Source organism: Zhongshania marina, assembly GCF_002915595.1.
In the GTDB taxonomy this organism is placed as follows: Bacteria; Pseudomonadota; Gammaproteobacteria; order Pseudomonadales; family Spongiibacteraceae; genus Spongiibacter; species Spongiibacter marinus_B.
Window position 1 is genome coordinate 37,366 of the sequence record NZ_PQGG01000024.1, and the last position, 11,993, is coordinate 49,358.

At 51.2% G+C, this 11,993-nt stretch carries 8 protein-coding genes; 5 read left to right on the forward strand and 3 right to left on the reverse strand.

Annotation, left to right across the window (positions count from 1 at the left end):
- Positions 1-3: 3 nt before the first annotated feature.
- From C0068_RS10160 to C0068_RS10170, 3 genes are read right to left on the reverse strand one after another with little or no spacing between them, the layout of a single operon-like run.
- Positions 4-1,206, reverse strand: a complete 1,203-nt coding sequence (locus tag C0068_RS10160) for an acyl-CoA dehydrogenase family protein (protein ID WP_199176151.1) — start codon at positions 1,204-1,206, stop codon at positions 4-6.
- The gene (locus C0068_RS10165) at positions 1,206-1,688 is read right to left on the reverse strand and encodes an acyl-CoA thioesterase (protein WP_103684387.1); all 483 of its coding nucleotides are present in this window, start codon (positions 1,686-1,688) and stop codon (positions 1,206-1,208) included. Before C0068_RS10165 ends, C0068_RS10160 begins: the two co-directional genes overlap by 1 nt.
- Positions 1,689-1,730: 42 nt before the next feature.
- Positions 1,731-2,717 (reverse strand): NAD(P)H-dependent flavin oxidoreductase, encoded by a 987-nt coding sequence (locus tag C0068_RS10170; RefSeq protein WP_103684388.1) that lies wholly within the window; start codon positions 2,715-2,717, stop codon positions 1,731-1,733.
- Positions 2,718-3,020: 303 nt separating this feature from the next.
- Between C0068_RS10170 and C0068_RS10175 the strand changes: the two genes are divergently transcribed.
- The 5 genes from C0068_RS10175 (at position 3,021) to C0068_RS10195 (ending at position 11,974) form a co-directional block, all read left to right on the forward strand.
- Entirely contained in the window at positions 3,021-4,577 is a 1,557-nt protein-coding gene (locus tag C0068_RS10175) for a long-chain-fatty-acid--CoA ligase (RefSeq protein WP_103684389.1), read from the forward strand.
- Between the two features lie 273 nt (positions 4,578-4,850).
- Entirely contained in the window at positions 4,851-7,169 is a 2,319-nt protein-coding gene (locus tag C0068_RS10180; protein WP_103684390.1) for a TonB-dependent receptor, read from the forward strand.
- Positions 7,170-7,394: 225 nt separating this feature from the next.
- Positions 7,395-9,836, forward strand: coding sequence for a TonB-dependent receptor (locus tag C0068_RS10185; RefSeq protein WP_103684391.1), 2,442 nt, complete (start codon positions 7,395-7,397; stop codon positions 9,834-9,836).
- Between the two features lie 168 nt (positions 9,837-10,004).
- A complete protein-coding gene (locus tag C0068_RS10190; RefSeq protein WP_103684392.1) occupies positions 10,005-11,177 on the forward strand; it encodes an acyl-CoA dehydrogenase family protein in 1,173 nt (390 codons plus the stop codon).
- A 17-nt stretch (positions 11,178-11,194) separates the two neighbouring features.
- The gene (locus C0068_RS10195) at positions 11,195-11,974 is read left to right on the forward strand and encodes an enoyl-CoA hydratase/isomerase family protein (RefSeq protein ID WP_103684393.1); all 780 of its coding nucleotides are present in this window, start codon (positions 11,195-11,197) and stop codon (positions 11,972-11,974) included.
- Positions 11,975-11,993 lie beyond the last annotated feature (19 nt).

Genomic DNA, 11,993 nt, shown 5'->3' on the forward strand with positions numbered 1-11,993 from the left:
GTGTCAGGCGCCCATGACCGCCTTGGCTAATAAGCTGCGCTGAACTTCGTTCGAGCCGGCATAAATCGAGGCGGCTCGTGTGTTTAAATAATAGGGCATGGCTAACATATCGGCTTCGCTGCCTATTGCCGCTATTCCGCTTTCCACATGGAGGGCGGAATGTTGTTGGGCAAGCGCGTCTACACCAGAAATTTCTAATTGCAATTCTGAGTACTGCTGCATCACTTCTGAGCCGAGAATTTTTAGCAGTGAGGCCATTGGGCCGGGATTCTCGCCGTGCTTTAGATTGGCGTTAACGCGCTTCTCGGTGTGCTCAACGGCGCTAATATCGACCTCAAGTTTGGCGAGTTTACGCGCCACGCTAACATCGTCTATTAGCCGCACGCCGCTTTCATTGCTTTGCTGACACCGAGCGCGCAGGCGTTCAAATGCCGGCGTTAGCCACGCGCCAAAGGTGCTGCCCCCGCGTTCAAATTCCAGTACGTATTTGGCAACGCTCCAGCCCTTGTTTTCTTCGCCAATCCGGTTGGCCTTGGGAACGCGTGCATCGGTGAAAAACACCTCGCACTGTTCAGGTTCGCCGTCTAAGCCGATGATGGGGCGCACTTCAATGCCGGGGGTGTTCATATCTAGTAGCAAGAAACTAATGCCTTGCTGGGGTTTGCCTTCGCTGCTAGTGCGCACAAGGGCAAACATTTTATTGGCGTGATGGCCGTAGGTTGTCCAGGTTTTAGAGCCGTTTAAAATATAGTCATCACCGTCACTGTCGGCGCGACACTTTAGCGATGCTAAATCGGAACCGGCACCGGGTTCGGAATAGCCTTGGCACCAAAAGTCGTCGCCGGACAACATGCCCGGTAGGTACTTAGCTTTTTGTTCTTCGCTGCCAAAGCCGATAACAGCTGGGCCTACCATTTGGATGTTTTGCGGCAATACCGGTGGCAATTCCAAGCGGTTACATTCTTCAACAAAAATATAGCGCTGATGAATAGTCCATCCAGTGCCACCGTATTCCACCGGCCATGCCGGTGCGACCCAACCTTTGTTATAAAGTATTTTCTGCCACGCCATAGCCTGCTTAAACGGGGCAAACACGCTGGTGGTTTTACGGCCGGCTTCGCGAATTTCGTCGGTGGCGGCGCTCTCTAGAAAGTCGCGAACTTCACGGCGAAAGGTGTCGAGTTCACTCAACTGATTAGACATCATCAATTTCCTACGAGCTTAGAATTTCGAATTAATTGGAGTCCGCCGCCGTGGGCAGCGGATCGGGGTTCGTTGATGCGAAGAAAGCGCAGCACTTCAATTTCAAAATACTGGCGCAAATCATCTTCTAATGGCTGCGGATTCCGCGTTTGCGTATTCACATAATTAAGCAGCGCCTTACCTACTGCCCGCAGTTTTTGGTCTTGGTAAAAGCGGCAGCCCAGTTCAATGCTATCGGCTTGCACCTCAAGTACCGAGACTTCAACGTAGAAGTCTTGGCTGATGCGGGCGGCGGATAAAAAATCTAACTGCATCGACGCCGCATGCCACATGCCCTTGCGTGCCTCAGCCGTCGCTAGAGCTGCATTAACCTCTGCCAAATAGCGAAGGCCAGCCTGTTCAAAGCAAATCGACAGCAGCGTATTGTTTAATCGCCGTCCCTCAGTGTCTTTAAAATCAGACTGCGCGAAGGTAAAGGTTTTCATAGATGTTTCCTCAAGCCGGCAGTGCGTTTAGCGTCGCCATGATTAGTTTGCGCTCACCATGCCCGCTAGGCGTTGAGCGATGATGGCTTCGGCTTCGCCTACCATGCGTTCAATCAATACTTGGCAGCTAGGAATGTCATCAATTAAGCCCATGACCAATCCAGCGGTCCACACACCATCGTCGGTATCACCTTTTTCCAATACATTTTCACGGCCGCGTTTGCCGGCAACTAGCGCTTGTAGATCGGCAAAATCGGTGTCACCGGCTTGTGATTCAATCTCTAAAACTTGACGGGCAATACTGTTTTTATAAATACGCGCGGTATTTTTTAGTGTTCGGAAAATCAGTGCAGTATCTAGCTCGCTGCTTTCTACCATCATCTGTTTTACGTTGTGGTGAACGGGGGCCTCTAAGGTGGCGACAAAGCGAGTGCCCATATTCACGCCCTCGGCACCTAGTGCCAGTGCCGCCGCAAGACCTTGACCATTGCCGATACCACCAGAGGCAATCATTGGAATAGTAAGTTTGGCCGCCGCGCAGGGCAGCAGGACTAAATTCGGCACATCGTCTTCACCGGGGTGGCCGGCACATTCGAAGCCGTCCACACTGGCGGCGGCGCAGCCAATTGCTTCGGCTTTCAAGGCGTGGCGCACCGACGTGCATTTATGAATAACTTTTACGCCGGCAGCGTTAAAGGCGGGCATAAAATCCTCTGGGCTGCGGCCGGCGGTTTCCACCACTTTTATGCCTTCTTCAATAATGACCTTGGCGTATTCGTCGTAGGGAACCGGATTGATCGTGGGTAGCAGGGTAAGGTTTACGCCGAAGGGCTTGCTGGTCATTTCGCGGCAGCGGCGGATTTCATTGCGCAGCGCTTCTGGAGTCGGCTGGGTTAGCGCAGTAATAATTCCCAAACCCCCGGCGTTAGAAACCGCGGCAGCTAATTCTGCTAGGCCCACGGCCATCATGCCGCCTTGAATAATCGGATGCTCAATGCCGAGAAGTTCGGTTAATCTTGTCTTAATCATTTATAAATCCTTAATCCAGCTTTGCCGCGAATAATGGCTCGGCGATAATCTCGGTCCCTCGGGACGTCATTTTTCAGCAGTGTGCAAACACTCCTGCCACTGCCTGTGCACTCTAAGCAAATGCCGCCAAGCCAGACAGGTCGGTGCGCGACAATACTTGTCCAATGGCGTCAGCGGACAGAAAGCGGCCCCAGAGTCCGCACTGGCGCCCTGCGACAAGCCTTGGCGTAGCTCGCCAATCTCCCATGCCAATAGCATTGCAAAATGACACGCTGAAAATAATGAGCTGCGCAGAGGCTGACGATGCTGATCCACCAAATGATTGAATACAACGCCCAGAACTATCCTGCGCTGAATGCGCTGCGCTTTGCGGGTGCGACCATAACGTATGAGCAGTTCAATACCCGTGCGACCGCGCTTGCGGCGGGTCTGCAAGAGCTTGGTTTAAAACCGGGCTGCCGTTTGGCCTTGTTGGCAAAAAACAGTCTTGAGTATCCGCTTTTGCTATTGGCTTGTTTGAAGGCGGGCATCACTCTGGTTCCGCTAAACTATCGGCTGGCGCCAATGGAGCTGAGCTATATCCTCAGTGACAGCAAAAGCGAAATGCTGGTAGTGGGTGATGAAGAGTTGTTGAACGCGGCGGCGCAATCAGAGGCGGTTGCGGGTATCGCGCATCGCTTTTATTGCGGTGGTGCTCAGGGTGATTGGCGGGGCTTGGCTGAGTTAGAGATTGATGCCGCTAATTTGTCTCCGCATCACGGTAGCGAGCAGGACACGGTTTTACAGCTTTATACCAGTGGCACCACGGGTTACCCCAAGGGTGTGATGATTGGCCATCGCCAACTCAGTGACGGTTACATCATGACCAACCAAATTACACCGCGTGCTCAGGTAGCAGACAGCGGCATTATTCCATTGCCGATGTTCCATGTAGCGGGTATGGCGGCGACCTTGTATTGGCTGTGCAATGGCATGACCGTAGAGTTAATGGCCGACTTTATTCCCCAGCAGGTGGTGGACGCCATTATTAGCAATGATCGCTGCGATATTGTCTTAGTGCCCGCCATGATTCAGGCAATTTTAGCCTTTGTGCCAAATATTCAGGACTACGATTTCTCGTCTTTAAAACGTATTACCTATGGCGCGTCGCCTATTTCCTTAAAAACCCTGCAGACGGCCTTGAAAATTTTTAAATGCGATTTTGTGCAGGGTTTTGGTATGACCGAGCTGAGCTGCATGGTGCTGTGTTTGCAGCCTAGCGATCATGAGCGGGCCTTGGCGGGTGAGCCAAATTTGCTGCGTAGCTGCGGTCGGCCTTTGCCCGGTGCAGAGTTAAAAATAGTCGATGAGCAGGGCAATACTCTAGCACCCGGCGAAACCGGTGAATTACTCGTGCGCTCGTCAACGACCATGCAGGGTTATTGGCAGTTGCCAGAAAAAACCGCAGAGACCGTTGTTGATGGCTGGCTGCATACTGGTGATGCTGGCTATTTAGATGAGGACGGTTTCTTTTATATTCGCGACCGTGTGAAAGACATGATTGTTTCCGGTGGTGAAAATATTTACCCAGCAGAAGTAGAGAATGCCTTGTTTAGCCATCCCGCGATCCAAGACGTTGCTGTCATCGGCGTGCCAGATATTAAATTTGGCGAAGCGGCATTGGCGGTGTGCGTATTAAAAGCGGGTGAGACGGTAGACGGCAATGCCCTCGTCGAATTTTGTAAAACCCGTTTGGCGGGTTACAAAACACCGCGTCAATACAGCTTTGTTCAGGAGTTGCCGCGCAACCCGTCTGGCAAGGTATTGAAGCGAATTTTGCGTGAACCGTATTGGGAAAATACCGAGCGCCAAGTCGGTTAAATCCTTTGTGGTGGCAGCCTACCACTCCGGGTATTTTTGCGCTGCCACCTTTTTTCATTTGCTTATCGGGCAAGATATTCTCCACGCATCGGTTCCACACCGCTTTCGCCTAAGTACTTATACTTATTTTTTGCCGGTCTTTGTCTCGTCTGACAATCGCTGTCGCCTTGAACCAATCTCTTTTATCAACTTGCCCAGACAATGGTGCGGCAAATATTCGGCGGCTGTTTGATGTCGGTAGCCTGAAAGAAAATAATAATCTGGAGCAAAATCATGTTAAGTAAAGTCACACGTTTTACTATGACGACCTTGGCGACGGCGATAGCCGGTCTTGGCTCTATACATGCGCAAGCGCAAACAGAGGGCGCCAAACAATTAGAAGAAGTGCTGGTTACTGCTCAGCGCCGTAGCGAAAGTCAGCAAGATGTGCCGGTTGCGGTTACCGCCGCTAGCCGTGAAGACATGGCGCTGGCGCAGGTAGACAGCATAGGCAATATTCAGGCGATTTCTCCCAGTATTAAATTTGATGTTACGAACTCGGCAGCGAACAGCGCGAATATTTTTATTCGCGGTATTGGCACCGTGGGTAATAACCGTTCTTTTGAAGGAGCGGTGGGTGTGTTCATCGACGGTGTATATCGCACCCGCGCTGGGCAGGCCATGCAAAACTGGCTAGATATGGAAAGTTTGCAGGTCTTGCGCGGGCCACAGGGAACGCTCTTTGGAAAGAACACCTCGGCAGGTGCGCTGTTAATTAGCAGTCGCGCGCCAAGTTTAGATTCAGCCGAAGGTGATATTGAACTCACCTTAGGTAATTACAATAAACAGTTGTTGCGCGGCGCCTACAATATGCCAACGAGGGAGCGTTCTGCGCTTCGGGTGGCGGGTTTGTGGGCCGAGCGAGATGGCTTTATCGAAAACCCCAATGGCGGTGACTACAATGAATCCGCTCCCCGTGCCCTGAAGGCGCAGTGGTTATTCGAGCCAAGCGAGGCACTGAGCTTAAGAATGATTGCAGATTGGTCTGAGTCAGACACCAACTGCTGCTACGGTCAGGTAGATGCCGTAGACGGCCCGCTGCAGGGCTATATCGACAATGTGCTGATTCCTGCTCGCGGCCTGAAAGCGCCATCTTCTAATTTTGATGATTACGAACAGGTGCTGAGTAATGATACCCAGCAGTCAATTAGCGACGAAGGTCTGCAGTTGATTGCGGAGCTTGAGCTGGCTAACGGCGCAATTCTGAAATCGACCACGGCTTACCGCCTTTGGGAAATTGAACAGATTGGTATGGATGCCGACTTCAGCGGCGCCAATGTGCTTACCATTAATGAGTCTTTGGAAACCGAAGTGTTCTCGCAGGAGTTTACCCTCTCTGGCGATATGGACGGCTTTGGTCCAGTTAAAGCTGCCGACTACGTGATGGGCGTGTACTACGCAGACGAAGATATTTTTGCGAATAATGAGCTGCTATGGGGTGATCAAGCCCAAGAGTTTTTCGACACAGTGATTGGTGTGCCGGGTGCAGTCGACGCCTCAGAGGGTTTGTGGGCTCATCACCATATGCCTGCAGAAAGTCAGTCTTATGCCGCGTTTATGCACTGGAATTTAGATTTCAGCGAGCAGTGGGGCGCGGCAATAGGTTTGCGTTATTCCAAAGATGAAAAGCAGGGCGCTATCGAGCGCGTGTTTTTTACCTCCACAGTGAATTCTGCATTCCGTGCCCAAGGGGTTCAGCCGGGGCCGACCTACGACCAAGATTATAGTGACTCTGCGCTAAGTGGCTCGCTGGCATTGCAATACCATATCAGCGATGCGGTGATGGCCTATGCGTCCTATAGCCGTGGTTATAAAGCGGGTGGCGTGAATATTGATAACACCGCAGCCGGTGGCGTGGGTGATAACCCAGCGGAGGCGAGCTGCGCTAGTTTTGGCGACTGCGTACCTAATGATCCGCGTTACGATTCTGAGTTTATCGACGGCTATGAATTGGGCTTGAAGGCCGAGTATCTTGATCGTCGTGCCCGCAGCAATATCGCGCTGTTTTACAACGACATGAAAGACTTGCAGGTGGCCTTGTTCAGCGGCACCGCCTTTAGCGTGATCAATGCATCTGATGCCGAAGTGTACGGTGCAGAAATCGAAAACCAATTTTTGCTCAATGATTGGCTGAGCATGAATGTTGATGTTACATGGTTGGCTGAGGCGCGCTTTGGTGAGAATGCTAGCTTGGGAATTCTCTCTGATCGGGAGTTTGCACAAGCGCCAGAGTTAGCCGGTAATCTGAGTTTTACCGTTGACCAAGCAATTAGCAATGAGCTGTCATTTAAAGCTCGCGTAGCGGCCATGTACTCCGGTGAGCAATATACCAATGCCTCGAATAATTTAGAGCGTGATGCGGAAACTGAGCTAAACCTCAGCGCCGGTATTCATTCTGAATCCAAGGGCTGGAGTGTGACGCTGTGGGTTCAAAACGCTACCGACGAGCGCTACGTAACGCAGCATTTTAATTCGCCTTTGCAGGGTACGGATGCCAATGCCTATGTGTCTGCGCCCAGAACCTATGGGGTAAGCTTCCGCGCCGCATTTTAGTCGGTAAACGGTTTTACTTTGCAGCCAGTTCCCCCTCCGGTGGGCTGGCTGCTTTTTTGTTTTTAGCCCCTCGGTTTTTGTCTAATGCGGTATCAGCTAACAATTTGTGGCAGTCGCTGCCAATATTGACGCTCTTCAATATTCCACAATAGCTGCAATGATAAGCTTGTGTCGATGTGGTCAATACCGCAGCCGAGACAATAATAAAGAGTGGAGTAGCGCTAGATGATCTCAAACCAATCACTTTTACGCATGACGGCCCTAGCCTCAGCATTACTGGCGGCCCTACCGGCGACGGCGCAAAGTAGCGCGGGCCGACAGCTCGAAGAGGTGGTGGTGACCGCCCAGCGCCGTTCCGAGAGCATGCAGGATGTACCGGTTGCGGTAACAGCGGCGACCTCTGAAGACATGGCGATGGCGCAGGTAGATAGCATCGGCAATATTCAGGCGATTTCCCCCAGTATTAAATTCGACGTCACAAACTCGGCGGCCAACAGCGCCAATATCTTTATTCGCGGTATTGGTACCGTGGGAAATAACCGCAGTTTTGAAGGTGCGGTCGGTGTGTTTTTTGACGGTGTTTATCGCACCCGCGCTGGTCAAGCCATGCAGAACTGGCTAGACATTGAAAGCCTACAAGCATTGCGCGGCCCGCAGGGCACTCTGTTTGGTAAGAACACCTCTGCCGGTGCCTTAATTATTAATTCTACCGCCCCGAGCTTAGATGTTGTTGAGGGCAATTATGAATTGTCGGTGGGTAATTACGGCAAGCAAATGGTGCGCGGTGCATTGAACACGCCGCTTAGCGATACAACGGCGCTGCGTGTTGCCGGTCTGTGGGGCAGCAAAGACGGCTTTATTGAAGATCCCAATGGCGGGCAGTATAACGACAGCGCGCCCCGCGCCCTGAAAAGCCAACTGCTATTTGAACCCAGCGATACTTTCAGTTTGCGAGTGATTGCCGATTGGTCTCAAGAAGAGGCGAATTGCTGCTACGGACAAGTTGATGTGGTTGACGGCCCCATGCAGGGCTATATCGATCAACTGACAATGGATCGCGGATTAAAAACGCCGTCCAATAAGTTTGAAGATTATGAGCAGGTCTTGAGTAATGACACCGATCAGAGCGTTGAAGACAAAGGCCTGCAAGTAAACGCGACGTGGCAACTAGCCTCTGGTTTGCAGCTCACCTCGGTTACCTCTTATCGCGAGTGGAGCATCGAGCAAATTGGTATGGATGCTGATTTTAGCGGCGCCAATATTTTAGGTATTAACGAGTCGCTATCGACTGAGGTCTTCTCGCAAGAATTTACCCTCTCCGGCGAGTTCCAAGATTTCGGCCCCTTTAAATACGCCGACTATGTGCTGGGTGTGTACTACGCCGACGAAGATATCAATGCTGACCACCAGCTAGTGTGGGGCGATCAGGCAACGGAATACGTCACCATTTATGCGCCAGCAGGTTTGGGTGTGCCGGTAGATTTGATGTTGGCCGCCAGCAATTTAACTGGCTTTTTGCAGGGCTTGGGTATTCCGGTTGACGCCCTGCCTTTGGCACAGCCCGGTTTAATCAGCGATATTAATATGCAGGGCACGGGTAAATCTTATGCAGCATTTATGCATTGGAATTTTGATTTAACAGATTCTTTGAGCATGACCGCCGGTGTACGTTACTCCAAAGATGAAAAAACCGGCATGATGCGCCGCCGCTTCTTTACCGCCAACCCGCTTGAACCATTCCGCTTGCTGGGTGCGCAACCCGGCCCAGAATACGATGACGAATACACCGACTCTGCGGTCAGCGGTCAGTTCGCCCTGCAGTATCAAATCAACGATGACGCAATGGCGTATTTATCTTATAGCTTGGGTTATAAGTCTGGGGGCGTGAATTTAGACAACCAAGCAGCGGGCAGCGTGGGTGACAATCCCAGCGAACCGACCTGTGGCGTGCCTAGCACCAGCGGCACGATTGGCGACTGCACGCCGAATAGCCCCAACTACGAATCTGAATTTATAAAAGGCTATGAATTAGGTTTGAAAACCGATTACTTCGGCGGCCGCGCGCGGAGCAACTTCGCATTGTTTTACAACGATCTAACCGACCTGCAAGTGGCTAATTTCGACGGCTTGGCATTTAGCATTTTGAATGCCCCCGAAGCAGAAGCCTACGGTGCCGAAATGGAAAACCAGCTTGTGCTAACTGATGCGCTGACTCTAGGCTTTGATGTGACCTGGTTGCCAGAGGCGCGCTTTGGCGAGTCTGAGGCCTTAACAGAAGAGGCGCTAGGCACACCGGCTTCGCTGTCGGGCCGCGATTTTGCGCAGGCCCCAGAATTTGTTGGTAATTTATCCTTAAGTTTGGATCAGCCAATTACCAACAACCTGGCATTGCGTGGTCGTATTGCTGCTTATTATTCTGGCGAGCAGTTTACAAACCCCGCCAATAATCAAAAGCGCGATGCGCAAACCGAATACGCCGTCACCATCGGCTTAGAGTCTGCGACCACCGGCTTGTCGGTAAATCTTTGGTGTCAGAACTGCACCGACGAGCGCTATGTTACTCAGCACTTTAATTCGCCGCTGCAAAATGTGGGCGACGATTATGACTACAACGGCTATGTGTCGGCACCACGCACTTACGGAGTTACCCTGCGCGGTGCATTTTAAGCCGTAGTTAAATCGAAATTAACAGGTCGCGGCAGTTTTGCTTTGCAGCTAAACGTGCCGCCGATCAGCACCGCCGATGTTTTCGCGCATTGGCGTTTATCACTAAATTCTCAGTATCTTCACAGCGACTTTCCATCATACCGAACTGAAAAATTGTAAGGATTCATTATGCTGCCACGTCATTTTACCGAAGACCAAATTATGTTTCGGGACGCTTACCGTAAATTCTTAGACAAGGAAATTGCGCCTAATGTTGAGCGTTGGCGGGAGCAGGGCATCGTCGATCGCGAGGCCTATACCAAAGCTGGCGAGCAAGGTTTTTTGATGATTTGGCCAGAGGAAAAATACGGCGGCATGGGCGATGAAGATTTTCGCTTTGAGCAAATCATTATGGAAGAAACCGCCAATGTATATGCCGGAGACTGGACTAATACGCTGCACAGTCGCCTTGTTGGGCCCTATCTTTCGCGTTTTGGCAATGAGGAGCAGAAGCAACGCTTTTTACCAAAATGCGTTACGGGTGAATGCATATTAGCGGTTGCGATGACCGAGCCAGATGCCGGCTCTGATTTGGCGGGCATGCGTGCTACCGCAAAAGATATGGGTGATTACTGGCTGTTAAATGGGGCTAAAACCTATATCAGTAACGGTATTAACGCCGACCTTGTCATTGTTGCCGCCAAAACTGATCCGGAAAATAATCCCCATGCGGTGGGTCTATTTTTAGTAGAGCGGGGTATGGAAGGATTTGAGCGCGGCCGCAATTTGAAAAAAATGGGCATGAAAGCGCAGGACACCGCCGAGATGTTTTTTACCGATGTAAAAGTACCTAAGAACAATGTTCTAGGCGACCCGCACAAAGGCTTTATTTACTTAATGCAGGGCTTGGCTGAGGAGCGTTTGATTGGCGCCTGCGGTTTTATTTCTACAGCGCAAAAAGCCTTTGAAGTGACGCGGGAATTTGTAATGGAGCGCAAGGCCTTTGGCAAACCGCTGTCTGGATTTCAAAATACTCAGTTTAAATTGGCAGATTTACGCACCGAAATCGACGTAGCACAGGCCTATGTTGACGCCTGCGTTGCCGCGTATAACGACGGCAAACTCACCGCCGAAGACGCCGCGAAAGCAAAGCTATATACCAGTGAAGTACTGGGCCGCATGGTAGATGAAGGCGTTCAGCTACACGGCGGTGCCGGTTATATGGATGAGTATCCGATCTCTCGCATGTATACCGATGCACGCATTACACGAATTTTTGCAGGCACCTCAGAAATTATGAAATTAATTATTTCTCGAGAAATTTTCTCGGAAAGCTTTCTGACTTACATCGACCGCAACTAAAACTGGAGAGTATAAAAATGTCCTATGAATGTTTAAGTTTCTCCGTTGATGGCGCGGTTGCGCTCATCAAATTTAATCGTCCGGCGTCTTTAAATGCCTTTAATGCGCAGCTGCGGGCAGAATTGCTCAGCGCTTTAAATGCGGTAGACGCGGACGATGCAATTCGCGCGGTGGTACTGGGTGCCGAGGGGCGAATGTTTTCCTCCGGCGCAGATTTAGCTGAGGGCTTGGGCGGCGCGGAAACGATTGAACAGCAAATCCTTCAAGAATATGCTCCCGTACTTGAAAAAATTAGCTATTTGAATAAGCCAATAATTGCTGCGGTATCTGGTGGCATGGCGGGTATTGGTGGTGCTTTTGCGATGGCCTGCGATTTGATGGTGATGGCAGACGACGCGTATTTGCTATTGGCCTTTACCAATATTGCCCTGGTGCCGGATGGCGGTGTGAGCTGGCAATTGCTGCGACGCATGGGTTATTCCCGCGCATTTCAAGCCATTGTTGAGGGTGCGCGGCTCAGCGCCCAAGAGTGTGTGGACGCCGGCATTGCCAGTAAATTAGCACCCGCTGATCAGGTCGATGACGTGGCACTGCAATGGGCGGCGGCGCTGTCTGAGCGGGCACCGATTGCGCTGCGCGAGACCAAGAAAATACTTCGCCAGGCACTCGATGTCAGTTATATGGAAACCGTTGCGCTGGAAGCCAAGGCGCAGAATATCTGTGTTGCCACTCAAGATGCGCAGGAAGCCGTAAAAGCGTTTATGGAAAAACGTCCTGCGGTATTTGTTGGCAAATAATATCTCTGTCTAGGCTTAC

Coding starts and splice junctions, on each gene's coding strand:
- C0068_RS10195 (WP_103684393.1), top strand. CDS start 11,195: ATGTCCTATGAATGTTTAAGTTTCTCCGTTGATGGCGCGGTTGCGCTC.
- C0068_RS10170 (WP_103684388.1), bottom strand. CDS start 2,717: ATGATTAAGACAAGATTAACCGAACTTCTCGGCATTGAGCATCCGATT.
- C0068_RS10160 (WP_199176151.1), bottom strand. CDS start 1,206: ATGATGTCTAATCAGTTGAGTGAACTCGACACCTTTCGCCGTGAAGTT.
- C0068_RS10165 (WP_103684387.1), bottom strand. CDS start 1,688: ATGAAAACCTTTACCTTCGCGCAGTCTGATTTTAAAGACACTGAGGGA.
- C0068_RS10190 (WP_103684392.1), top strand. CDS start 10,005: ATGCTGCCACGTCATTTTACCGAAGACCAAATTATGTTTCGGGACGCT.
- C0068_RS10175 (WP_103684389.1), top strand. CDS start 3,021: ATGCTGATCCACCAAATGATTGAATACAACGCCCAGAACTATCCTGCG.
- C0068_RS10180 (WP_103684390.1), top strand. CDS start 4,851: ATGTTAAGTAAAGTCACACGTTTTACTATGACGACCTTGGCGACGGCG.
- C0068_RS10185 (WP_103684391.1), top strand. CDS start 7,395: ATGATCTCAAACCAATCACTTTTACGCATGACGGCCCTAGCCTCAGCA.